The following is a 23214-nucleotide window of genomic DNA, read 5'->3' as shown; positions in this document are numbered from 1 at the left end:
AGCGCCTCTGGAGGCCGGATTTTACGTAGAGTTCTCGCCTTTTAGGCGAAGGATTCTGCCATGCCCAAGCGCTACGAACTTTCCGACGCAGACTGGGATTTAGTCGCTGATCTTTTTACAGCTCATCGACGTACCGGACGCCCAAGAGTCGATGATCGCTTGATGTTGAATGGCATGTTGTGGGTACTTTGCTCCGGTGCGGCATGGCGAGACATGCCAGAGCGATTCGGCCCTTGACCGCTGCCGTTTGCAGGTGAGGTACCTGATAATGACTCATTCAAGCGAGTTAGCCAGCGCCCATCGAAAGCCGGCGGTTGTGTAGCCCATAAATCCCTAGAGTGTCTGGTTCGGGTGGTCTCGGAAGTCCGCTATGGGTGGAAAGCAGCCGCTCGCGAATGACCGCAAACGACCCATAGCGGACGATCACGATTGATCCCGAACATTTCCCAATCAGGCAACTCCAGCTAAGAGCGAAGGAGCTATACGCGACTAGAATTACATCTGCTTGAGGTCAACGAGGAAATAACAACGTCACCGCTGCACGAAATCCCCAGCCTTGGGGGCCGTCTCCCGATCTGTCTAGCCAATACCTGGGACCGGCCTGGATCGTTATAGGCTGCCCCCCAATTTTCAGTAGTTGGGTAACGGTAAGATTGATCGGCACCGACCATTCTTTCGCTTGCCAGTCATAAGTCGATTCGGTGTTGATGCCGTAGGTGGTTAGCGACTTGGTTGTGTAGGACAGGAAGGGTTGCAGGAACGTTTGGTTGACCTTCTCTTTGTCGTCCGGAGGGCTGTCATCCAAGCCCCAGATATGGTTGGCGAGGATGCCGCGTGTCCAGCCATTCGATTGCTTGAGCGCCACTGCGGTCGGGCCCAGACCCCATTGTTTGTTGCTTAGCAGATCGTTACTACCGGCCGGAATTAACAGGGCAGGGCCGACACCCAGAATCCAGCCACTGTCGGTGGGTTTACTGGGCGAGAAGAAAAAGCTCTGGGTGATGTCTCCAACTCCCGACTTGTCTGCCGCGCTATCCGGTGCCAGGCCGTGTTGATCGATGACCGGCAGGATGGTGCGGGAAATGAGGTTCCAGTCTTCGTTCAGCGTGAACGGGAGCACCGGCTGGATATTTGTGACGCTGTGCATGCCCTCACCGGTGGCGCCCATTTTTTGATCCCAGTTGTACTGCACGGGCAGGCTGTACATGGCAGCGACAGGGTTCAGCGCTGCCTTGGCCAACTCCGCCGAATCTTCAGCCTGGGCAAAACCAAACTGCAAGGCAACCAACATGGCTGACAAGTGCGTGAGATGAACTCTTTCCATGTTGCCTCCCTTACGGTGAGCGTCGAAAGAAAACTTAAAGGATGCTGTCCCGTTTCTCTTTTCTCATGAAACTGATTCATTGATACCTGCCAATCGAAGGCCTCGTCCCTGAGTCGTTCCTCACCTTAGTATCATGCAGCGGACACCGGTAACTCGCTCGTAGTGTCGTACCTGCCAATCAGGTCTCTACTTCACCTGAACAACCGCAGGCGGCGTCCACTGTCCATTAAGTACGTCGGCCTTCGGCCAATACGTGCGGATGGTGACCTCGAACTCGCTTTGCGGCGCCGGCAACCAGTTGCTCTCCTTGTCCTTGCCGGGTGAGTCATGCTGCACATACAGGGTCAGCGAACCGTCATCGTTGAACTTCATGTTCTTCTGATTCTTGGTGCCCAGTGAATAACGCTTCATGGCGTTGGGGGCGAAGAAGTGCTTGGGGTCGTACATAGTCAGCGACCAAAAGCCATCTACAGGTGGCGTCTGACCCTTGGCGAAGGTCACGGTATATTTGTGCTTACCGTCCAGCCGTTGCCCGTTCTGGTCTACTTCCTGGAAGAAATAGCGGGTCTCTTCCGGTTGATTGGTGTACATGTTCGACTTGGCGGTGGCGGTGCGTGTCAGGTAGTCGTTGCCCCAGCGGGCCACATTGGTTGGCGAGTTCCAGCCATTGGGCAGGCGCGAACCGTTGGTACGGAAGGAAAACAGCGGTGCGATTACCTGCTCTTCGGTTTCAACCGCTGTCTTGACCAGAACATCCTTGATTGCCGGGTCCTTCGCTGCGGCATCGAGCAAGGCGTGCATCATGGCATAGCGGCTTTCTTCTCCCGCCAGCGGTGGCACCTTTTCAAGAATACCTGGCAATTGGTCGAAGAAGGTCTTCGGCTCGACCCAGCGCGTTTCGGTGGAAGAACTTTGTGCGGCCGGGAAGTGCGGGGTTTTGGTCCAGTCCTTGGTCACCGATTCGCCGGTGTATTTGCTCAGCGGGTACACCACAACCTGCTGGAGGATTTTCTTGACCGCTGCATGGTCTTCCTCGCTGTCACCCATGAATACCCGTGGCCCCATTGCAACAAGTTCGGTGGGCGCCTTGATGACGTCGGTGATGCCCTGCGGTACCGTTCCTTTCCAGTTCGGTCCGACAACCAAATAGTTGCCAGGCTTGGTTCCGTACTGTTTGCCAAGCTTGGAGAACTCTTCGCTACGCGCATCGTATAAGGCATACACCCAGAAGCGGTCACCAAAGTCTGGCACTTGCAAAACAACCGGATCATCGTCGGTCGCGCCGAACCCGAAGCCGTAGACCACATCCTGGTTGGGGTGCGCCACCCAACGCTGCTCTGGGGAAATGTAGTCGCTGAGCATGCTCACGTAACCGGTTGGCGCGGCCGGTAGTATGCCGCCCATCAGGCCGGGCTCCGGTGCTTTAGCGAAAGAGGCACGACGGTTGAATGCGTTGACGATGGGCCAAGCCCATAGATAGGTATCCTGAGCGATGACCTTCGCGCTGGATGGCGTGATCACGGTGCCAGCGGGGATACCGGCAACCTCGCCCGCAGGTTTGCCAGCGGAGTTGTCACCCGCCTGAACGGTGCCCACCATCGAAGCACTCAATGCCAAAGCCACCAGGGTGTAATGGAAAGTCGACTTCATTTTTCGAAAACTCCTATTTCGAAAGGCATCCGACTACGGGGTCTTCCGCCTGGAATTGAGCCAGAACAACCATCAGGTCAATGGAAAAGCGCTGAAAATCTGCTGCCCGAAAACATTGGACTATCAAAAGCTTTAGGGGGCCGCTAGCTAGGACGCCAACAAGGCAACGCCTGTCAGCAACGCAGTTGGCCCTATAGGGAGTTGTCCAATAGGGCCCAGCATCCACTGGGGGTTAAGCAGTGAACGGGAAGGAGTGTAGTTGAGGCTAAATTGAGGGGAGGGTAAATGTCCGTTTTGGCCGGTTGCCGCAGGTCCCGAACGGCAGCTATGGGTCGAAAGCGGTCAATAACGACCGGCAGCTTTCGACCCGACGCAGGCACCGGCAGCTGTGCTGCAGCCCAGAGGCGGGCTTAGTTCGCCATCACTTCATCGAGTGCCTGCTCAAGGGTGCTGACCGTACGCTCGATATTGTGCAGTTTTTCGAGCCCGAACAGACCGATACGGAAGGTCTGGAAGTCGGCCGGTTCGTCACATTGCAACGGCACGCCGGCTGCGATCTGCAGGCCGTGCTCGGCAAATTTCTTGCCGTTCTTGATGTCGGCATCATCGGTGTAGCTCACCACTACGCCCGGAGCCTCGAACCCGGCTGCGGCCACGCTCTTGATGCCTTTGCCGGTCAACATGGCGCGCACCCGCTTGCCCAGAGCCCACTGTTCGTCGCGGACCTTGTCGAAGCCGTAGGCTTGCGTCTCGTTCATCACGTCGTTGAATCGCGCCAGCGCATCGCTGGGCATGGTCGCATGGTAGGCATGTCCGCCCTGTTCGTAGGCCTGCATGATCTGCAGCCACTTTTTCAGGTCGCAGGCAAAGCTGCTGCTTTGCGTGTGCTCGATGCGCTCGAGGGCCAAGGCACTGAGCATCACCAGGGCGCAGCAAGGGGAGGCGCTCCAGCCTTTCTGCGGTGCGCTGATCAGCAGGTCGACGGCGCACTTGTGCATATCGACCCAAAGCGTGCCTGAGGCGATGCAGTCCAGCACGAACAGGCCGCCCACCGCATGCACGGCGTCGCCGACAGCACGCAGGTAATCGTCGGGCAGGATGATCCCGGATGAGGTTTCAACGTGGGGGGCGAAGACAATCTGCGGCTTGTGCGTCTCGATGGCCGCCAGCACTTCGTCCAGAGGTGGTGGCGCGTAGGCTGCCTGGCGACCGGTGTCGACCGGCCGGGCTTTGAGCACCGTGGTGGCCGCCGGGATGTTGCCCATCTCAAGGATCTGGCTCCAGCGATAACTGAACCAGCCGTTGCGGATCACCAGGCATTGCTGGCCGGTGGCAAACTGTCGCGCTACCGCTTCCATGCCGAATGTACCGCTGCCCGGCACTACCGCAACAGCCTGGGCGTTGTAGACCTGTTTCAGGGTCTTGGAGATGTTCTTCATCACCCCTTGAAATGTCTGCGACATGTGGTTGAGCGAGCGGTCGGTGTAGACCACCGAGTACTCGACCAGCCCCTCGGGATCAATGCTGGGATAAAGCTTCGACATGCGGTGACTCCTTTACCAGAGATGTCATTGGTATGGACCCTGTTCCAAGCCCTGGCAAATGACAAGATTGATTGGGGCTGGACGTTCAAGTTAGCAGCCTGGCAGCTCAGATTCCTGTGGGAGCGCGAATCACCAAGCTGTCTTGCTCGTAGCCAGGTGATTGCTCCAGAAACGCTGCGATCAGCGATGAAACCTGCTGCTGTATGACATCCCGCGCACGACCGTTCTCGCCATCGCTGCAAATGATGCCATCCCCCGGTACTTCTGCCTCGAGCACTGACTGCGCGCCCGGTTTGCATATCGACATGAAGGTGAAATGGCTGGCGTCGCTGATCTCGACGTAACGACTGGAGGCTGCAGGCAGGCGTTTGGCCAGGTTGGCCGACTCCAGCTCAGCAGGCAGTTCACGGGACGGCACGCCCGCTGCGATCACCAGGGCGGGTACCGGCAGGGCGGCCAGGCTTTGATCGGTCAGCCCCCGCGAAAGGCCCAGGTCCAGAGCGACTACTGCCGTGACGCGTGCGTCGCGCCAATCGGCGCCCAGCGCAGCCTTGCCCTCTGTGGTACTTGCGGGTTTCATCCGTGCGTAAACGGTGCAACTGGCTAACTCTGGATGGGCGTTGCAGTCTTGTTCGAAGCGCTCTGGATCGAAGCGCGCCCCGGCGATCTCCAGGGCGGTCCAGCCGCCGAGCGAGTGGCCCACGGCTGCAATTCGGCCCTCGGCGACCGCACCGAATTTTTCAGGTTGAGCGACGACCGCATCGATGGCCCGACCCAGATCAACGGGGCGCTGCCATAACTGCGCCGCTGCTTGCGGGCTGCGGTCATGGGTCGTGGTGCCAGGGTGGTTGACTGCGGCGACGATGTAGCCTTTGTGGGCCAGCGCACTGGCCAGCCAGACCTGATTGCGCCAGTTGCCCTGGTAACCATGGGATAGCACCACCAACGGATGTTTACCGGCGGCAGGCGCCGCGTCACGAACCGCCGAAGCACCGACGAACACCGCATTGTCGCCAATCAGTTGTGTGTCGGTGATGGCTTTACTCGGATACCAGACCACCATCTCCAGTGCACGGTCATTGTGCGGATCCGTCAGCGTGGAGGCGCGGAAGCCGACGGAGTTGCCGTCGGCCCATACGGTGGTTGTCATGCAGGCCAGCAACAGTGCGGAGAATGTTGTTTTCAATGTCGTCTCTTCCTTGATTGGACGGATGTGTGGCACTTGGGCCCGGGGTGGGGCGCTTTCACCTTCCATGGGCGCCCGGGGCATTAAAGCCCACAATCCTCGCATCGATCTAGGGTGCAGTGACTGTTTCTGCGAGTACTTCGTTCAACAAACCTGGAATCCAGCTGATGTCGCGGCATGCCTGGGGGCTCAGACGGTTTGCGGCATTCTCCCTACTGTAAAGGCGCACCGCGTTATTGGTTTCAATAGAGGAGGTGTCGAAGCGACCTTTGTCGTCGATCACCGTCCATGTTCCGTTTTTCTCGAAGATCAACCGAGCCGCGGGCGCAGCTTGCCCGATTTTCCAGATGTTCACTGCCCCTGAACTGGACAGCCCGGCGAAGAAGTTATCGTTGAGCGCAGTGATGGTTCCGACTGCGCCGTCCGCCTTGTAATCGATGAGGGTGTGGGCTGGCAGAGCCTCTTTTGCGGCGTGAGGCGTTGCCAGTGAAATAATGTGCACCGTCGCGCCATTGGCATAAATGAGCGACTGCCCGTCGGCGGAAAAGTCGAAGCCATCGCCCAGTGCCCTTTCACGTGTGATTGTTTTTATCAGTGTGTCGTTACGCCAGTCCCTGACTTCAATGTTCGGGTCGCGGGTGAAGGCGATCCACGCATGAGTCGGGGAGAACTTAATCATGGTCGTGACGTCGGGAATGACTGTCTTGAAGGTGCCTTGTCCGGTGTGGGCATCGAAGACCTGCAGGTCAGGTGGCTGGAATCGAGCAATGGATTGTTGATCAGCGCTGATTGCCATGGCCGAAACAGCGCCCTGAAATGACAGCGTCTTCTTGGCGGCACCTGTGAAATCCACCTGGTACAGCGTTGTGTTGGTGGAAAGCAGAACGCTGTTCAGTTCGGACGCGGTTGCATTTTCCCCGATACTGTCGGACCAGGCCTCCACGGCCGTTTTGATTCGCTCAAGATCCTCTTGCGTGACAGACGCCATCAGCAATCCCGAGCTTTCGCCCAAGGCCGCGACTGACAGGCCTTTGCTGTTCGCGGGTAGACGCACTGGTTCATCCGTGCCGTTCTGGTTCCCGATTGACCAGTTCCCGTCAGACCGTTCGTAAATACGCAGGGTGGTTTCGGGTGCCATCCACGCCGCATGGGTCGCAACCACGTCGACTGGCTTGCTGAACGGGGTGATCTTGCGGTCTTTGATGCTGAGTGAGTAGTCGAATTTCTGGCCACTCAGGAAGAGCCGGCCCGGTGGCTGGGGAACCAGCGAGGGAATCTGCAGGCGGCCCTGGATGCGCTGTGCAACGGCGCCGTCTTTCCCTACCGAGGCGATCTCGAGCCCCTCATTCCCCGACATCCGCAGCAGTCGAGGGCTTCCATCTTCTCCAAGGGCAAGGATTTCTTTCGATTGTGTTTCATTGATGACTTTGCCGGACTGAACATCAACGACAAACGAACGCAATTCACCCAATTCCGAAATGACGAGGAATCGCCCTTGCTCACTGAACGTGAAGCGTGGGAATGAAAAGGGGGCAAGTTTTACGCGATGGGTTTCTTCACCGCTGCGTGCATTGACGATGTGAAGGTAGCCCGTTTCATCCATCCATGCGCCGACACTGCCTGACCGGTCCAGGATCACGGAATCCTGCGGCGTGACATTCAATTCGGTGCGCCACAACACTGCATTGTCTTGTGCGCTCACCATGAGCAGGGCGTAGTTCGTGGTGGATACTTCATTGCCGCTCAGTACGTCCTCCACGCCTGGAGGCTGCTCAGCAATCATGGTTTTTGTCAGGACCAGTGCCTGATTGTGCAGTGTGGCTGACGCTATCAGTGTTGTCCCGGACAGGGTTTCAAATCTACCGGTGGGCTCCAGGTTGTTCGAAAACCATTCTATCGTGCCGCGCGGAACGGCAAACTGAGTCAGCGCAGCGCCGCCATTGATGGGGCAATCGAAGCCCAGTATCGGAGACAGTCCGGCTGCGCCAGGTTTGGCCACAACCTCGCCCGTATCCGGATTGAGCAGCCGCAGTGTGCCTGAGTCGCTGCCCGCCACGAGAAGCCGGCTTTTATCGATGAAACACAATTGCTGCAGGCGCTCCTGCGGGAACGACCAGCGCCGAATAGCGTCACCTGTGGCCAGGTCTCTGACGGTGATATCCATGACCGCGCCATAACCGTCGTCAGCGTCGGTGGCCAGCAGGGTGCTGTCTGTTGAAATGGCAAGGTGCCCGCCCAAGGTGCCGGGCTCTTCTACCAGCAACGGGTTTTTGCATGCTGATTCTTGTGCCGCAACGTCGAGCGCGAGGCATGCGCCACAGGCGATAAACAAAGCGATGTGCAGCAATGGCCGGCGGCGAGGAAACAGCGGGGTAAGCCAATAGTCTTTCCACCACGCAAGCCAGATATTCATGACCCTCTCCAACCCTGCTGCTCGTTTCAGCATGGCGTTGCGATCTGCGCTCAAGCGCTCGACGTAGTCAGGTCACGGACTGAATTGTCTTCCTTGTCGGAAGGAGATTACAGAGCGCCATTAACTTAAGAGGTTAGGTGAGCGGATCAGAGGGTCAACTGATTCAATTGAAATAACACGGCTTGAATCGAGTGCGTTCAGATGAGTCGAGAGTAGCCCCGTACAGATGACCGGACGAGGCTACGCGTCTGTTAGCGTTAATACGGTCAGCCGGGCTGTGCCGCCAGGCTGTTGCTGACATTGCGCCCCAGCACCAGCACCGTGACGAACCCGCACCCCACCAACGCCGTGGCCAGGCTCAACAGCACCGAGCTGCCCAGCTGGTCGACGATACGCCCGCCAAAGAACGAGCCCAGCGCAATGATCACCTGGAACATGGCAACGAACAGCGGCATGCCGCGTTCGACATCCTTGGGCGCCACTACGAACATCCAGATGCTGGCGCAGGCCGGGAAGGCGCCGAAGGCAAAGCCCCAGAGCGCGATCAGCATCGCAGCGCCGGTCATGCCGGTGGCGAAGTAGGGGAATAGCGCGGTGCTCACGGCAATCATCAGTGCCACCAGCATCAGCGTGTGGCGCACGCTGCGGTTGGCGGCGAAACCGGCGAACAGGTTGCCTACTACCCCGGCCACGCCATAGAGCAGTAGCAACGAGCCAATGGTTGGCCCATCGAAGCCGGCACTCTGTTTGAAGAACGGCGCTACATAGGTGTAAGCAGCAAAGTGCGCCAGGCCAATCAGCAATACGGCGATCAAGCCCACCCGTGCCTGTGGGTTGATGAACAAGGCCGGCAGGTCGCTGACGCGGATGGCCCTGTCCGGGTTGAGCCGCGGCAGCAGGAAGATCTGCGCCAGCAGCACCGGCACGCCCACCAGCGCGGTGGCCAGGAAGGTCATGCGCCAGCCCATCAGGCCGCTCAGCCAGGTGCCGACGGGCACGCCCAGCACGGTGGCCAGGGTCACGCCGACCATGATGATCGAGGTGGCCTGGGCCACGCCCACGCCCTTGGGCGCAAGGCGGCCGCTGAGGGCAATGGCGGTGGCCCAGAAGCCACCGATGCTGATACCCAGCAGCACACGACCGAACAGCAGCAGGCTGAAGTCGCTGGCGTAGGCCACGACGGCGTTGGCGATGATCATGACCAGGGTCAGGCCGATCAGCAGGTAGCGACGGTCCAGGGCGCCGATGCCCACCGACAGCAAGGGAGCGGCGAGGGCGGCCATGATGCCCGGCAGGGTCACCATCAGGCCGGCCTGGCCGGCGCTGATGCCCAGGTCGCTGGCAACGTCGTTGAGTACGCCCACCGGGAGAAACTCGCTGGTCACCAGGGCGAAAGCGCCCACGGCGACCGAGAGAATCGCCAGCCACTGCTGGCTGACGCTCTGTTGATCATGTTCGGGAAGGCCCTGAGGGGCCTGGCTGGGGCTTGGCATGGTGCTGGGTTCCAAGGGGGAAGGTCGCCTGAAGGCAGGCGCGGGGAGCGGGAGGCAATTGGGAGGCGATTATAAGAGTCGGTTTTGCCAAGCCGACAGACGGGGCCTTCGATAGTAATCATCAGTGCAATCGATAAGACCCGCCGGGACGCCGTACGCGACTGCGCAGTGAGTTGCTATGCTGCCGGCTTCATCGGCAACGACAAGGATGTTCGGAGATGAGCGCAACCCTGCGTCAGGCTTCGCCCGCTGATATCGAGCTGCTGTTCGATATCCGCACCAGCGTGAAACAGAACCACCTCTCCCGTGAACAACTGCATGCCATGGGCATTACGGCGGTCGCGCTCGCTGATGCCATCGGCAGTGGCCCCTGCGCCTGGATTGCCGAATGGCATCAGGAGCCTGCCGGGTTTGTCATGGTGGATCACGACGAAGGGGAAGTGTTCGCCCTGTTCGTACGCCCGCAGCATGAAGGCAAAGGTTTGGGGCGCTTGCTGTTGCAGCGGGCAGAACAAGCGCTGTTCCAGCGTCACGAGCAGATCCACCTGACCACCGACGGCAATGAAGTCATTCGAGCGAATGGCTTTTACCAGCGATTGGGGTGGACTTGCATCGAGGCGGTCGATGACCGGGATGTGCGCTATGAGAAGCGTCGCGTAGAGGGCATGGATATTCGCCTGACGACGACGCAGGATTGGCAGCGCTTGAAGCAGGTGCGGCTTGCCGCGCTTCTGGACAGCCCCACAGCCTTTGGCGTGAGTTACCAGGCCGCCGTCCGCTACAGCGATGAACAATGGCAGCAACGTGCCTCATCGACGGGCACGGCGTTCTGGTTGGCTGTGCTTGGCGAGAGGCCGCTGGGGATGGTCGGGGCTGGGGTCAGTGACGCAGGGCGCTTCAACCTGATTGGCATGTGGATCGACCCTGCGGCCCGGGGCAGCGGCGCTGCGGCCCGCCTGGTCGAGGCGGTCAAGGCTCGGGCGCTGGAGCGTGGTCATGACCGTGTCTTCCTTGATGTCGCGCCGGAGAATGCCCGGGCGGTGGGGTTCTATTTGAGGCAGGGCTTTGTCTTCCTCGACGAATGGGAAGCGCTGGAGAGTCATCCGCAGATCAAGGTGCAGACAATGGTTTGGGTTGCAGGGTGATGATGCAGGGCTCTGCCTCGGTGAGCGCAAAGCCCGACTTGCTCATATGGCGTATTGCGCGACCCCGTGGCCGAACGACCAGTTCTCCTTGCGCACCTCGACCAGGTTGATGAACACATCCTCCATGCGCACCCCCGCCTGCTGGTTGAGCCCTTCGGCGATGGCCAGGTACAACGCCTGCTTCTGCTCGACGGTGCGCCCTTCGCTGAGGGTGATCTGGATGAACACCTGGCCGTCCGAGCGCTGGATGCCCAGGTACTGCGGGTCGTTCACCAGGCGGTCATGGTCATGCTCGGTCAGGATCTGGAAGTTGTCATGCTCGGGGACGTTGATGGTGCGCTTCATGCTGGCATAGACGACCTCACCGATTTTGCGCACATGGTTGCGGTCGGGGTGCTTTTTGATATCGATACGGACCAGAGGCATGACGGGCTCCTTGCGAAGGATCATGGAAGAGCGAGGGCCACCGGCGCGAGAAAGGGCCCTCAGTCGGTGGGATAGATGTCCCAGGAAACGCTGTATTCAAGGGGGGCGGTAGCGCTCTTGTCTTTTTTCCTCGAACTGAGCGACAAGCTCGCTTCGCTGTAGCCGGTCAGGTTCTCGAACGTCAAGCGACGCTTGGGAGGGTCGGGTTTTTCATCCGAGGTGATCTTGACGCCCTTGGCGTCACACAGCTTCTTGAAATCAGCGGCAGTGGCCTCATACATCTTGATCGCTTCTTGAAGACTGTCGCCCGAGTAGAGCGTGACGACCGCGAATGGGTTGGTTGTCTGCTGGTATAGGGTGACATCAGTAGCCCCAGGGACAGCGATCGTCGAATGCACCACGTTGTCGATCAACCCCGGGTTCACGGGGTCTGCCGCGATGGCCGCGAAATTTTTCTTCGCGGCCATGCCGATGCGTACCAGTGCCGAAGCCATCTGTTCGGGCGCACTCGAACCTAGATTTTTCCAATTGTCATTGCAGTTTGGCATGGCCACTTTATTGCCAAGGTAGCTGGCGGATACCAGCGCATTCTTGTCGAAAGGAATCTCCCAGGAAAAACCTGAACGCAGGTTGGGATCGTAGGAGGCAAACGTATAGGTCCCTGAAAGGACACCTTTCGAACGGGGTGGAATCTCTACCGAACTGTAAGCGGCGTCCGATATGACGTAGTCCTCATAACGATCGTCGGCGCCTTTTGGGTAGCTGCCGGAAAGCACGATCAAGTTGATGGCCACGGTGTACGGTGCCGTATTGGTAATGGTGTAGTTGTACTTCTTGTGGATGCGATAGTTCTCATCGGTCTCTATGGTGTCATCGTTAACGTCCATCCTGGTGTTCATCGCAATTGCGTTGACCGCCGTCTGTGTCGTACGGGTGATCGCGTTGCACAGTGTCATGCTCCAGGCCCGTTCATCACTGATATCGTTCGGACCCAGCAGATTCTGTATGGCAGCGCGTGCCTGTTCGGCCCGTTCGCCTTGTTGATTGGTGGCAGTCATCCAGGTGTGCATGGCACGTATCAGGCCGAACTGCACGGCCAGTGCTCGTTGGCGCTTGTCGAGGTGCCCGGACAAGGTCTTCGAGGCCACATCCTGCTGTTCGGCATGGGCGCCAAGCTGTTTGAACTGGCGCGCCGTCGCCAGCAGCTCTTTCCCTCCCGCGCCGGTCTTGTCAGACAGCGAGATCCCCATGATCTGGGTTTCAAGCGCCGCCGTGGCCGCCAGCATGTCTGCCTGGCATTCAAAGGCCTTGCGGGACGGGTCGGCAGGGGAAACGTCGGGGATGTCGTGGCTTTGCGCGACATGAACCAGTTCGTGGAGCATCACGAAGCGCAGTGCGGATTGGACCTGATTCTCTGGCAGGTCGCGGGTGAAGTGTGCAAGGAAGTCCTTGCCGACCAGGATGTTGCCATCGACCCCCGTGGCTATCTGGTTGCCCTCGACCTTTTGCAGTGAGGTCGCCGGGATGTGCCAGCGCTGCTCGGCCAGCTGTTTCATTTCGTCGAAGACAGCGTCGATGGTCTCGCTGCGTGCGCTTGTCGATACCGCCAGGGCGCAGAGCAGGCACATGCACTGGACGAGCGCGAATGTTCTTTCAAGGCGCATGACTCAACCTCTCGCCAGGGCGTGCTGGCGCGGCCAGGCCATAGGCAATGGAGATGACGGCGCAGGCCAGGGAGCACCAGATGACCAGGAATATGACGACCAGGGAAGTAAAGCGGGCGAGCAGCGCAGTGGGGGCGTACATGCGCTCGGTGACCCCGGCATAATCGGCCAGCAGCTCGGAGCATGTGGGCGTCTGCGACGCGTCGAAAGTTGCCAGGTAGCTCAACAAGTCTGCTGTCGGTGTCAGGCCGATCACCAGGCGCACTGCCTGGGTGTATTGGCAGGTCCAGAGTGAGCGCAGGATCATGAACGAGAAGAAGGCCAGCAGGAACAGCCCGCCACTGACAAGGGCCAGGCGAGTCCAGAACGGTCTGGTTTTGCGCTCGCTCGCCCGATAGGCGAAGAGGGTGATGAACCCGGTGATCAACGCGACCAGTACATTGGCGCAGGCCAGCACCGTGCTGTCGAGGTCCGAGACGGATGAGAGCTTGATGGCGAAGCTGAAGTTCGCGCAGAAGGTAATGGCAATCCAGGTCGACACGGCCAGGATCGGTTTCCACAGCGCTTTTACATCCGGCGGCGAGGGGTCAGAAGTTGGAGACATCTATTCTCACCTCCTCGGTGGGCTTGGACGACAGACCGATCAGAAGGTCTCGGCTAAGCAGGAGTGTTTTCCCCTTGTACAGCTGCAGCCGATAGCGCCCGGGCGGCATGGGCAGTGACGCCTGGTTGGTATCCGAGGCAAAAGGGAAGCGTGCATGGCTTTTCTGCGATGCGTCGCGAAAGGGGTTGCAGGTCACCGTGTACCCCGGTTCATCTTTGTTGCCGCGATAGGTGACGACGCTGACCGTTACCAGCATGGGCCTGTCAAAAGGGGAGAAGCCGGAGGTACTGAACAGGAACTGGCGTTTCAGTTCGGCGTCCTGCCGGACTGCGCTCATGACTTCAATGGCTTCTTTGGGGTTGTGGGTGCCAAGCGCACGGGAAAGTTGCTCGCGATAGGCCTCTATCGATGCATTGAATGCTGTGGGAAGGGGGGCGTCACGTCCATTGAACTCTTTGACGATCGCGTCAAAGGCGCTTGAGGTCTTGTCGATCTCGGCCTGCAGCGCTTCGTTGTCCGCACTGTTCTGGTCTGACAATTGAGCCAGCAAGGGATATAGCGAAGCGAACGCTTCTGTGCCGAAACTGGAAGCGTGGCCATAAGGGATGCAGAGAAATACATAGAGCACCGTCATGGCAAACGAACGGACAATGCCGCTTCGTTTTGGTGTGTGTCCTTTAGGCACTTTCACTCCTCCACTGGTCAGGGAGCAGTCATGCGTCTTCTCAGCGTAGGCGAGCCGGTCTTGCCGTCAACTGGCCCCGGGGGCTTCCCGTTGCACGCAACAGGCTGTCGGCCTGGGGCTGGGCAGGTGGCAGGCCGGCGCATCTGGCGTATCATCCGCGCCCGCAACCGGAGCAGCCCCATGGCCAAAGACATCGACAACCCCTGCGTCTCGCTGTGCCAGCTCAACAGCGAGCTGTGCGTGAGCTGTGGCCGTACCCGCGAAGAAATCCGCAAATGGCGCGGCATGAAGCGCCCGGAAAAGATGGCGACGGTGCAGCGCGCCGCCACCCGCATGAAGGCCATCGTCAAGAAGAACGCCAAACGCCAGGCGAACGACTAGCGCCGCGTTCAGAAGCTTTCCAGGCCAGCCTCGATGCCGGCTTGCTGCGCCAGTTCGATCATGCTGTCGACCTGGTCGGCTGCAACGATGCAGCCCACGTATTCGTCGCCGCCGGTGTCCAGTTGCAGGAAGCGTTTGCCCTGGCCCGCCAGCCAATGGTCAAAACCGCTCAGCACCTGGGCCATGGTCTGGGTGCCGTCGTGTTCATAGGCATAGCGCTCGGTCACGCCGCTGGCCTTGACCAGGTAGGGGGCCAGATACTCGAAACTGTCGAAACCGTTCCAGTCCACGGCCAGCAGCGCCCGCTGTTCAACCGGCAAGACCTTGTCCGGGGCCAGCAAGGCCAGGCTCAACGCACTGGCCGGCTCCTCACCCTGGCCGTAGATGCGCAGCACCCGCCTGACCAGCCGGGCGCGCTCCTGCTCGGGCAGGTGCGCCAGCAGGGCTTGGGAGAAGGCCTTGAGGCCCGGGCGGTAGGGGTGCAGCTCGCGCATGATCGCGGCGTCGCTGAGCGTCGGCTCATCCGGTGGCGGCTGGGTGAAACGGCCGCCGAACAAACGGTCGAAAAGTCCCATTCTGTGTCCTGAGTTCTGCGTGACGGGCTCAAGAGAGCATAGCCACTGCCATGCACCAAGGCAGGCGCCGCTACATTCACAGGAATAATTGGCCCGAAACAGATGTAGGAGCGGCCTTGCGTCGCGATGCGCCGCGCGGGCGGCGCTCGATCTTGAGGACGCTGCACATCTGTCGCCATGCACCTGGTGGCTCACATGCGATTTCAAGACAGACCCTTGGGCGTCACACCGCTGGCCCTGGAAAATCAGGATTGTGTAATGGCCACCAGGTGTCCGCCGGTGTTTTTGCAGCGCTTATGAGATCGAGCGCCGCCCGCGCGGCGCATCGCGACGCAAGGCCGCTCCTACATCTGTTTCGGGCCAGTTATGCCTGGGCCATCACCGCTGTCCGCCTTGTTGGCATGGCGCGGTATCGCGGTGGGCGTTGCGAAGTCGCGGCCATGTCTCAATCAGCCGAAGGCGGGTTCCCGGCCAGTGCCTGGTTGACCGCCAGCCAGCCATTGACCGCCGCGTCCCCAGCTTCGGCAAACACCCGCTCCAGCAGCTTCACCTGCTCGCGGCGCAGGGCCTGTTCCAGGCGCGCGCCTTCTTCGGTCAACTGGAGCAGGCGCATGCGCTTGTCGGCCTCGCACGCCTGGCTATCCACCAACCGCATTTCCATCAGTTGGCGCAGCGGCATGTTCAACGCCTGCTTGCTCACCCCGAGCACCGCCAGCAGTTCCTTGACGCTCAGGTTCGGGTAACGGGCAATGAAAAACACGATCCGCTGGTGCACCCGGCCCAGGCCCCGGCGTTCGAGCATCTCGTCAGCCTTGGCGGTGAACGCCTGGTAGCCGAAGAAGAACGCCTCCATGGCCTGTTGCTGGGAGGCTGGGTTTTTAAGGTCAAGCATATTGACTTATCCGTGAGGGTCGTCGTAATTTCGGTCAAGCAGTTTGACTTATTTACCCCCCACCTCGCTACCGGTGATCCTATGGCTTTCTCCGAACGTGTCACACGCCTCAAGAGTTCCCTGATCCGTGAAATCCTCGCCGCGGCCCAGCGCCCGGAGGTGATGTCGTTCGCCGGCGGCCTGCCGGCCGAGGCCATGCTGCCCAAGGTGGCGTGGGATGAAATGCCGGTCGCCATGGGCCAGTACGGCATGAGCGAGGGCGAGCCGGCGCTGCGCGAGGCCTTGGCGGCCGAGGCGCGGGCGTTGGGCATCGACTGCCAGGCCAGCCAAGTGCTGGTGGTCAGCGGCTCGCAGCAGGCGCTGGACCTGGCGGCCAAGCTGTATCTGGACAAGGGTACCGAAGTGTTGCTGGAGGCCCCGACCTACCTGGCCGCGCTGCAGATCTTCCAGCTGTTCGGCGCCGATTGCCTGGCCGTGCCGATGGAAGCCGACGGGCCAGACCTGGCCGCCTTGCGTCAGCGCCTGCAACAGCATCGCCCGGCGTTCATCTATCTGATCCCGACCTTCCAGAACCCGTCCGGCCTGCGCTACAGCGAGGCCAAGCGCGACGCCGTGGCGGCATTGCTGGACGAGTTCGGCGTCACCCTGATCGAAGACGAGCCTTACCGCGAGCTGAGCTTCGACGGTGCCAGCGCCACACCCATCGTCAGCCGCCTGCGCAAGGCCAGCTGGATCTACACCGGCACCGTGTCGAAAACCTTGTTGCCGGGGTTGCGGGTCGGCTACTTGATCGCCAGCCCGGACCTGTTCCCGTACCTGCTGCGACTCAAGCAGGCCGCCGACTTGCACACCAACCGCGTCGGCCAGTGGCAGGTGCTGCAGTGGTTGGGTAGCGAGCAGCATCAGCAGCACCTGGCGACTCTGCGTGACTATTACCGCGAGCGCCGCGATGCGTTCCAGGCCGCGCTGCAAACGCACTTCGCCGACCTTGCCGACTGGCAGCAACCCGAGGGCGGGCTGTTCTTCTGGCTGACCCTCAAGCAGCCGCTGGATACCCGCACCTTGCTGGCGGCCGCGCTGGCGGTGGATGTGGCGTTCATGCCGGGCGAGCCGTTCTTCCCCGAGCCGGACCGGCATCATGGGCATTTGCGGCTGAACTTCAGCCATGTGGCGCCGGGGCAGTTGGAGGAAGGGTTGCGGCGCTTGGCGCAGGTGGTGCGGGAGGGGCAGCGGGCGAGGGCGGCGTGAATCTTCGCCGACGCTATCGCGGGGCAAGCCCGCTCCCACAGGACCGTGTGCGTCAACGTGGGAGCGGGCTTGCCCCGCGATAGGACCTTGTACTTGCCATCAGGCATTTCTCAACCATCCTTCTTCCTGGCGACCCCTCGCTCCCCAAGGAGAACCAAGGATGTTCAAGCATCGCTTCGTCCCCGCCATGCTGCTGGGCGCATTGGCCCTGGCCCTCACGGCCTGCAGCAGCATCGACGCCCGCACCACCGAATACGTCGGCGCACCGCACCCGGCACCGACCCTGCCCGGTAGCGTGGAGATCCTGCGCAGCGAGCCGACCCGGCCCCATGTGCGCTTGGGAGAGATCGTCATTGATGCCGGTACCGATGCGTCGGCCTCGGTCAGCCAAATCGAGCAGAAGCTGCGTAGCGAGGCGGCAGGCATTGGCGGCGATGCCGTGGTGGTGGTGTACGACCGCATCCAGCCGGTGGCCGCCTATGTCAGCGGGCCGCTGTGGGACCGCGATATCCGCTCCATCGAGGGACGCAAGTTGAAGGGCATCGTCATTCGCTATAACCGCTGAATCGGGAGCGCGGCCCATGCGCAGGCTGTGGCGAAAGTACCTCGAACTGCTTGAGGCCGACCTGAGTACCAAGGTCTTCGACAACTTCAAGAACCTGCTGGTGTGCGCGCTGCTGTTTGCGGCGGGGACCGAGGCTATTCATGGCAATCAGCAGGTTCTGCTGGGGCTGTGGGTGTCGAGCTTTACCGGATGGGGGCTGATCCTGGTCTCGGCGTTGCTGTTGCTGCTCAATGTCAGCGATACCTTGCATCGATTGGCCAAGTTGCCCTATCACACGGTGTTGCAGGTGATTTTGTGTGTGCTTTATCTGGTGCTGGCTTCGCGGGTGGTTGAGATTGTGTGGAGTTTTCGGGCGGAGTAGGTCTTGAGTCTGGCGCAGCGTCATCAGCGCGCATCTCTAAATTGAGGTGAGCCAACAAGGCGGGCCAGTCTCTCCTGTGCCATTACTTGGTCCGCCTTGTTGGTACGACGCGGAATCTCGGTGCGCGCTGAAGGCCTCTTTCCTACAAGAATGAATCGGATTATCCCTATTCCACGTGGTCCCCTTCCGAAGCATGCTTTCCCGGCTTTTGCGCCATCAAACTGAGGTCTAGTCTCGGCACGCCGCTGCAAATTCAGCGGCCGGGTCTGCAAGCCCGTTGCTTGGTCGGTCTCAGTCCACCCCACGAAGCCATCGGCTTCGTTCTATGGTGGCTGCGTGCGGGTGGTCTTCGGGCCAGCCGGGAATTGACCTCCAAGCCCGGTCTTGCAGGCCCGTACGTAGCCGCCTCCCTATCATCTGCAAGTGATCTGGCAGCGGTCCCACTCGTTATGTGCGGAGGTTGTCATGCTCAAAATCGTCCCCGACCCACCCCATTCCCCCGATATACCCCAATACCTCGAAGACACCCTGGTCGAAGCCATGGAGCACGCCCTGTGTGGCTTGGCCGTGGCCCATCAATCCCTCACCTTCCTGCCCCGATCACCGGCCACGATCATGCTGATGACCGTGACGCACGAACTCGACGCCCTGCGCACCCTGGTGGAATGCGCGCTGGCCCAGTTGCAGCGCAGGGCACAGCCCAGCGAGCACACGCTGCACTGAGCGCCTGCATGCAAACCCCAAGCGAGGATGTCACATGAAAAACGACTTACCCGAAGGCATCGGCAAACTCGGCTACACCGTCGGCGCGGCCACCTGCATCGCGGGCGTGGGCGAGGGCACGCGGCTGTTTCGCGTAGAGCCTGGTAACTGCGCCGACCACGCCCTGGAGCAGGCCAGCGAACTGCTCGACAGCGCCCGCCGGGCGTCATTCATCGGTGTGATGGAAAACGACCCGGTGCTGGTCTGGGCCGGGTATTTTCTCGGCGACCTGGCCAAGGCCCTGATGGATGACGCACACATGGGCATGCGCAAAACCCCATGAGCGCACGGCCGGGCGGCCTGTTACCGGTCGCCCGGCGGCATGCCAAGACATTCGCCGGCGAATCCCGGATAATACCCGCCATTTTCCGCCCCGCTTCCTGGTACCCCCTCGCATGGAAATCAAGGTCAATTTTCTCGACAACCTCCGTCTCGAAGCCAAGTTCGACGACTTCACGGTGATCGCCGACCAGCCGATCCGCTACAAAGGCGATGGCTCGGCCCCGGGGCCGTTCGACTACTTCCTGGCGTCCTCGGCGCTGTGCGCGGCGTACTTCGTCAAGCTGTACTGCCAGACCCGCGACATCCCCACCGAGAACATCCGCCTGTCGCAGAACAACATCGTCGACCCGGAGAACCGCTACAACCAGATCTTCAAGATCCAGGTCGAGCTGCCCGAAGACATCAGCGACAAGGACCGCCAGGGTATCCTGCGTTCCATCGACCGCTGCACCGTGAAGAAAGTGGTGCAGACCGGCCCCGAGTTCATCATCGAACAGGTCGACAACCTCGACGCCGACGCCCAGGCGCTGCTGATGCCGGTGTCCGACAGCACCACCTACATCCCCGGCAAGGACCTGCCGCTGGAGCAGACCATCGCCAACATGTCGGCGATCCTCGCCAACCTGGGGATGAAGATCGAGATCGCCTCGTGGCGCAACATCGTGCCCAACGTGTGGTCGCTGCACGTGCGCGACGCGCAGTCGCCGATGTGCTTCACCAACGGCAAGGGCGCCACCAAGGAAGCCGCGCTGGCCTCGGCGCTGGGCGAGTTCATCGAGCGCCTGAACTGCAACTTCTTCTACAACGACCAGTTCTGGGGCGAGGACATCGCCAATGCGTCGTTCGTGCATTACCCCAACGAGCAGTGGTTCAAGCCCGGGCCAAAGGATGCGCTGCCGGAGGAGATCCTCGACGAGCACTGCCTGGCGATTTTCAACCCCGACGACGAGCTGCGCGGCTCGCACCTGTACGACACCAACTCGGGCAACAAGGAGCGCGGCATCTGTTCGCTGCCGTTTGTGCGCCAGTCCGACGGTGAAACGGTGTACTTCCCGTCCAACCTGATCGAAAACCTGTACCTGAGCAACGGCATGAGCGCCGGCAACACCCTGGCCGAAGCCCAGGTGCAGTGCCTGTCGGAGATCTTCGAGCGGGCGGTCAAGCGCGAGATCCTCGAAGACGAGCTGTGCCTGCCGGACGTGCCGCAGGAGGTGCTGGCCAAGTACCCAGGGATAGTCGCCGGTATCCAGGGGCTGGAAGAGCAGGGCTTCCCGGTGCTGGTCAAGGACGCCTCGCTGGGCGGTGAATTCCCGGTGATGTGCGTGACCCTGATGAACCCGCGCACCGGCGGCGTCTTCGCCTCGTTCGGCGCCCACCCAAGCTTCGAAGTGGCGCTGGAGCGCAGCCTTACCGAACTGCTGCAGGGCCGCAGCTTCGAAGGCCTGAACGACCTGCCGCAGCCAACCTTCGACAGCCTGGCACTGACCGAGCCGAACAACTTCGTCGAGCACTTCATCGACTCCAGCGGCGTGGTGTCGTGGCGCTTCTTCGGCGCCAAGCCCGACCACGAATTCGTCGAGTGGGACTTCAGCGGCCATGGCGAGGACTCCAACGTACAAGAGGCCGACACCTTGTTCGGCATCCTCCAGGACATGGGCAAGGAAGTGTACATGGCCGTGTACGACGACCTTGGCGCCACCGCCTGCCGCATCCTGGTGCCGGGCTACTCGGAGATCTACCCGGTCGAGGACCTGATCTGGGACAACACCAACCGCGCGCTGGGTTTCCGTGCCGACATCCTCAACCTGCACAGCCTCGACAACCGTTCGCTGAAGCTGCTGCTCAAGCGCCTGGACAATGCCGAGGTGGATGACTACACCACCATCACCACGCTGATCGGCGTGGAGTTCGACGACAACACGGTGTGGGGCCAGCTGACCATTCTCGAGCTGAAGCTGCTGATCCAGCTGGCGGTGCAGCGCTTCGATGAGGCCAAGGAACTGGTGGAGATGTTCCTGCAGTTCAACGACAACACCGTTGAGCGCGGGCTGTTCTACCAGGCGCTGAACGTGGTGCTGGAGGTGGTGCTGGACGACGAGCTGGAGATGGAAGATTACGAGCACAACTTCCGTCGCATGTTCGGCAACGAGCGCATGGACGCGGTGCTGGGCTCGGTGGATGGCAGCGTGCGCTTCCACGGCCTGACCCCGACCAGCATGAAGCTCGAGGGCCTGGATCGCCACCTGCGCCTGGTGGACAGCTACAAGAAGCTGCATGCGGCGCGGGCGAAGGCGGCGGGATTGCAGGGCTGATCAGCGAAAGCTGGCGCGATCGCCGGGTCTGGTCTTAGCTGTCCCGGGGCCGGCGGTTCATGCGCCGGCCATCCCGAAGGACAGACCAGGACCAAGGAGGTCATGTTGAAAAGCAAACTGCTGGCGGCATCGCTGCTGCTGTGGATGTGCTCGATGACGGCGTACGCTGATTGCGCAGTGCTGGGGCCGCAACCGGACCCTTGCGCGGGGCCTGTGCTCGGCCCCACCGAGTGCGTCTGCCCCTGAGGCAAACAAGGAATGTTCGAAAGAAGACCAGGAGGTCGAAAATGAAGAAGGTGCTGTTGGTTGTGCTGTTTTCCCTGGGGTTCTCGCTGACCGCCCAGGCCGCGTGCCCGGTGTTCGGGCCGGGTAAGGACCCATGCGCAGGGCCAGTATTTGGGCCATCTACCTGCCAATGCCCGTGAGTTCTGCATTGTAGGAATGGGGCTGCTTTGCAGCCCTTTTTTGTTGCTTGAGGTAGCCTGGTGAATCGCAATTAAAGCGTCACCACCATGTGGCTTTCTCCCGAGCGGATGGTCCAATACTCCTTGGCAAGTTTATAAAGCGTCCCAGCACCAGCATAACGCTCACCCTCAAAGCAAACCCGCCTACAAGATTCATTCATTTGTGGCGTACCGAAATAGACCATACATGAAAGAAAATCATAATCAGCGTGCCGGCATTCAGCACTGTTAGGTCCCGATAAAAATTATCGCCATAATCAATTTCCACGAAAAAAGTCTTATCATCTTTCAAGATCAACATATAAAATGCCCCCGTTGCAAAGCCATGCAAATGAGCTAGTACTTCCCGAAGCGCACTGCTGTTTTCAGAGTAAAAATGCCGTCGAAGCCATAGCGTTAACGGTACATCCACCAGAATCACCAGCACAAACTCGAAGATGCTCACTTCTTAGCTTCTTTATTAAACTGATAAGCAGTTGTTCCACTCGTAAGGCCTTCCACAGCAAGGGCAGACTTACTCATTTGCCGCACCGCCAATTCCTTGTCAACAAGATAGTATTTGTAAAGCTTCCACGCATCTGCCTTTGGCACTAACCGTATTAAGCCACCTATCGACAGTGCCCCGTCACCAGCCAAATAGGCTAGTGTCCCTTCCCGTTCGGTATACCCTAAGCGTTTCGAGACCTCCTGATAGCCTTTCCTGACCGGTCCTTCCACATCATCTCGCCCTTCATACAGCCCTCGGGCATTCTCATATATGTTATTCCCTCCATGCGCGATCATTGGAGCCCCCAAAGTTGCGCACAGCAACCCGAGCGACCCATAACAAATACCGGCACCGGTAATCACCTGGCCTGTTCCGCCAACGACACCCACCGCCTGCAAGCCGATACGGCTCGACTGAGTTTTAAGCCTATCTCTTTCATTCCTCAGCTCAATAAGCGCATCTCCGGCACTGGATTTTCGGTGATACACATCGTCCAAAACCCGCCGAGCGTAATAAGCCAACTCCCGATTGAACTGCATCCGCAACCGCCGATCACGTAGGTGTCTAGCACTGATCCCACAGCCATAGCTGATCAACCGAGACGCCGCCGCATTCACCTCCCAATACGCCTCGTCCAACCGCTCACCGTATTCTTCGTCACGCTGGCTCATAACTCCTCACCCCAGCTGGCGTACCCGGTGGTTCCGGCGGCGTGATGAATCCAGCTGATGGCCCGATAGCTGATAAGCAG

Annotated in this window: 23 protein-coding genes and 2 pseudogenes; 11 read left to right on the top strand and 14 right to left on the bottom strand. The window is 60.2% G+C overall.

Annotated elements, in window-relative coordinates; translation table 11 throughout:
* Window positions 1-60 precede the first annotated feature (60 nt).
* Window positions 61-234: pseudogene (locus tag F6X61_RS25715) on the top strand (transposase); the annotation flags it as partial.
* Window positions 235-511: 277 nt separating this feature from the next.
* Here F6X61_RS25715 and F6X61_RS25710 read toward each other — a convergent pair.
* From F6X61_RS25710 to F6X61_RS25685, 6 genes are all read right to left on the bottom strand, one after another.
* On the bottom strand, window positions 512-1324 hold the full coding sequence (locus tag F6X61_RS25710) for a transporter (RefSeq protein ID WP_153789115.1): 813 nt from the start codon (window positions 1322-1324) through the stop codon (window positions 512-514).
* 186 nt (window positions 1325-1510) lie between these two features.
* Window positions 1511-2974, bottom strand: coding sequence for a DUF1254 domain-containing protein (locus F6X61_RS25705; protein ID WP_153789114.1), 1464 nt, complete (start codon window positions 2972-2974; stop codon window positions 1511-1513).
* A 410-nt stretch (window positions 2975-3384) separates the two neighbouring features.
* Window positions 3385-4518 carry an aminotransferase class V-fold PLP-dependent enzyme gene (locus F6X61_RS25700; protein ID WP_153789113.1) on the bottom strand — a complete coding sequence of 378 codons (1134 nt, stop codon included), beginning with the start codon at window positions 4516-4518 and terminating at the stop codon, window positions 3385-3387.
* A gap of 106 nt (window positions 4519-4624) precedes the next feature.
* A complete protein-coding gene (locus tag F6X61_RS25695; protein ID WP_153789118.1) occupies window positions 4625-5704 on the bottom strand; it encodes an alpha/beta fold hydrolase in 1080 nt (359 codons plus the stop codon).
* 109 nt (window positions 5705-5813) lie between these two features.
* On the bottom strand, window positions 5814-8117 hold the full coding sequence (locus tag F6X61_RS25690) for a WD40 repeat domain-containing protein (RefSeq protein WP_153789112.1): 2304 nt from the start codon (window positions 8115-8117) through the stop codon (window positions 5814-5816).
* A 266-nt stretch (window positions 8118-8383) separates the two neighbouring features.
* Window positions 8384-9610 (bottom strand): MFS transporter, encoded by a 1227-nt coding sequence (locus F6X61_RS25685; protein WP_153789111.1) that lies wholly within the window; start codon window positions 9608-9610, stop codon window positions 8384-8386.
* A gap of 218 nt (window positions 9611-9828) precedes the next feature.
* On the opposite strand from F6X61_RS25685, the pseudogene F6X61_RS27070 reads away from it, so the two are divergent.
* Window positions 9829-10266 (top strand): annotated as a pseudogene (locus F6X61_RS27070) (GNAT family N-acetyltransferase); the annotation flags it as partial.
* Between the two features lie 9 nt (window positions 10267-10275).
* Window positions 10276-10755: a GNAT family N-acetyltransferase gene (locus tag F6X61_RS27065; protein ID WP_178125890.1), complete on the top strand. Its 480-nt coding sequence runs from the start codon at window positions 10276-10278 to the stop codon at window positions 10753-10755.
* Window positions 10756-10797: 42 nt separating this feature from the next.
* Here the strand turns inward: F6X61_RS27065 and F6X61_RS25675 are convergent, their stop codons facing one another.
* Genes F6X61_RS25675 through F6X61_RS25660 form a run of 4 tightly spaced genes read right to left on the bottom strand, consistent with a single transcriptional unit; the run spans window position 10798 to window position 14134 of the window.
* Complete coding sequence (locus F6X61_RS25675) at window positions 10798-11181, bottom strand: tautomerase family protein (protein ID WP_153789109.1); 384 nt, start codon at window positions 11179-11181, stop codon at window positions 10798-10800.
* Between the two features lie 59 nt (window positions 11182-11240).
* Window positions 11241-12845: a hypothetical protein gene (locus F6X61_RS25670; protein WP_153789108.1), complete on the bottom strand. Its 1605-nt coding sequence runs from the start codon at window positions 12843-12845 to the stop codon at window positions 11241-11243.
* The gene (locus F6X61_RS25665; RefSeq protein ID WP_153789107.1) at window positions 12835-13449 is read right to left on the bottom strand and encodes a hypothetical protein; all 615 of its coding nucleotides are present in this window, start codon (window positions 13447-13449) and stop codon (window positions 12835-12837) included. Before F6X61_RS25665 ends, F6X61_RS25670 begins: the two co-directional genes overlap by 11 nt.
* Entirely contained in the window at window positions 13433-14134 is a 702-nt protein-coding gene (locus tag F6X61_RS25660) for a hypothetical protein (protein ID WP_153789106.1), read from the bottom strand. Before F6X61_RS25660 ends, F6X61_RS25665 begins: the two co-directional genes overlap by 17 nt.
* A gap of 180 nt (window positions 14135-14314) precedes the next feature.
* On the opposite strand from F6X61_RS25660, the gene F6X61_RS25655 reads away from it, so the two are divergent.
* On the top strand, window positions 14315-14515 hold the full coding sequence (locus F6X61_RS25655) for a DUF1289 domain-containing protein (RefSeq protein WP_153789105.1): 201 nt from the start codon (window positions 14315-14317) through the stop codon (window positions 14513-14515).
* 8 nt (window positions 14516-14523) lie between these two features.
* Here F6X61_RS25655 and F6X61_RS25650 read toward each other — a convergent pair whose 3' ends face one another.
* Together F6X61_RS25650 and F6X61_RS25645 are read right to left on the bottom strand one after the other, a co-directional pair.
* Window positions 14524-15090: a hypothetical protein gene (locus F6X61_RS25650; RefSeq protein ID WP_153789104.1), complete on the bottom strand. Its 567-nt coding sequence runs from the start codon at window positions 15088-15090 to the stop codon at window positions 14524-14526.
* A gap of 445 nt (window positions 15091-15535) precedes the next feature.
* Window positions 15536-15982, bottom strand: coding sequence for a MarR family transcriptional regulator (locus F6X61_RS25645; RefSeq protein WP_153789103.1), 447 nt, complete (start codon window positions 15980-15982; stop codon window positions 15536-15538).
* Between the two features lie 81 nt (window positions 15983-16063).
* Between F6X61_RS25645 and F6X61_RS25640 the strand changes: the two genes are divergently transcribed.
* The 7 genes from F6X61_RS25640 to F6X61_RS25610 all read left to right on the top strand — a co-directional run bounded on the left by F6X61_RS25640 (window position 16064) and on the right by F6X61_RS25610 (window position 21758).
* Window positions 16064-17230, top strand: a complete 1167-nt coding sequence (locus tag F6X61_RS25640; protein WP_153789102.1) for a PLP-dependent aminotransferase family protein — start codon at window positions 16064-16066, stop codon at window positions 17228-17230.
* Between the two features lie 160 nt (window positions 17231-17390).
* On the top strand, window positions 17391-17795 hold the full coding sequence (locus F6X61_RS25635) for a hypothetical protein (protein ID WP_153789101.1): 405 nt from the start codon (window positions 17391-17393) through the stop codon (window positions 17793-17795).
* Window positions 17796-17811: 16 nt separating this feature from the next.
* Window positions 17812-18156: a hypothetical protein gene (locus tag F6X61_RS25630; protein ID WP_110995236.1), complete on the top strand. Its 345-nt coding sequence runs from the start codon at window positions 17812-17814 to the stop codon at window positions 18154-18156.
* Between the two features lie 465 nt (window positions 18157-18621).
* Window positions 18622-18879, top strand: a complete 258-nt coding sequence (locus F6X61_RS25625; RefSeq protein ID WP_153789100.1) for a hypothetical protein — start codon at window positions 18622-18624, stop codon at window positions 18877-18879.
* 34 nt (window positions 18880-18913) lie between these two features.
* Window positions 18914-19201, top strand: a complete 288-nt coding sequence (locus F6X61_RS25620; RefSeq protein WP_153789099.1) for a DUF3077 domain-containing protein — start codon at window positions 18914-18916, stop codon at window positions 19199-19201.
* A 112-nt stretch (window positions 19202-19313) separates the two neighbouring features.
* Complete coding sequence (locus F6X61_RS25615) at window positions 19314-21512, top strand: OsmC domain/YcaO domain-containing protein (protein ID WP_153789098.1); 2199 nt, start codon at window positions 19314-19316, stop codon at window positions 21510-21512.
* A gap of 105 nt (window positions 21513-21617) precedes the next feature.
* Window positions 21618-21758, top strand: a complete 141-nt coding sequence (locus F6X61_RS25610; protein ID WP_153789117.1) for a hypothetical protein — start codon at window positions 21618-21620, stop codon at window positions 21756-21758.
* Between the two features lie 375 nt (window positions 21759-22133).
* Here the strand turns inward: F6X61_RS25610 and F6X61_RS25605 are convergent, their stop codons facing one another.
* On the bottom strand, window positions 22134-22421 hold the full coding sequence (locus F6X61_RS25605) for a hypothetical protein (protein WP_256671427.1): 288 nt from the start codon (window positions 22419-22421) through the stop codon (window positions 22134-22136).
* Window positions 22418-23134 (bottom strand): DUF4225 domain-containing protein, encoded by a 717-nt coding sequence (locus tag F6X61_RS25600; RefSeq protein WP_153789097.1) that lies wholly within the window; start codon window positions 23132-23134, stop codon window positions 22418-22420. The genes F6X61_RS25605 and F6X61_RS25600 overlap by 4 nt, the downstream gene beginning before the upstream one ends.
* Window positions 23135-23214 lie beyond the last annotated feature (80 nt).

The sequence above is a fragment of the Pseudomonas sp. EMN2 genome, assembly GCF_009650555.1.
In the GTDB taxonomy this organism is placed as follows: Bacteria; Pseudomonadota; Gammaproteobacteria; order Pseudomonadales; family Pseudomonadaceae; genus Aquipseudomonas; species Aquipseudomonas sichuanensis.
This window is presented reverse-complemented; position numbering and strand designations above follow the sequence as displayed.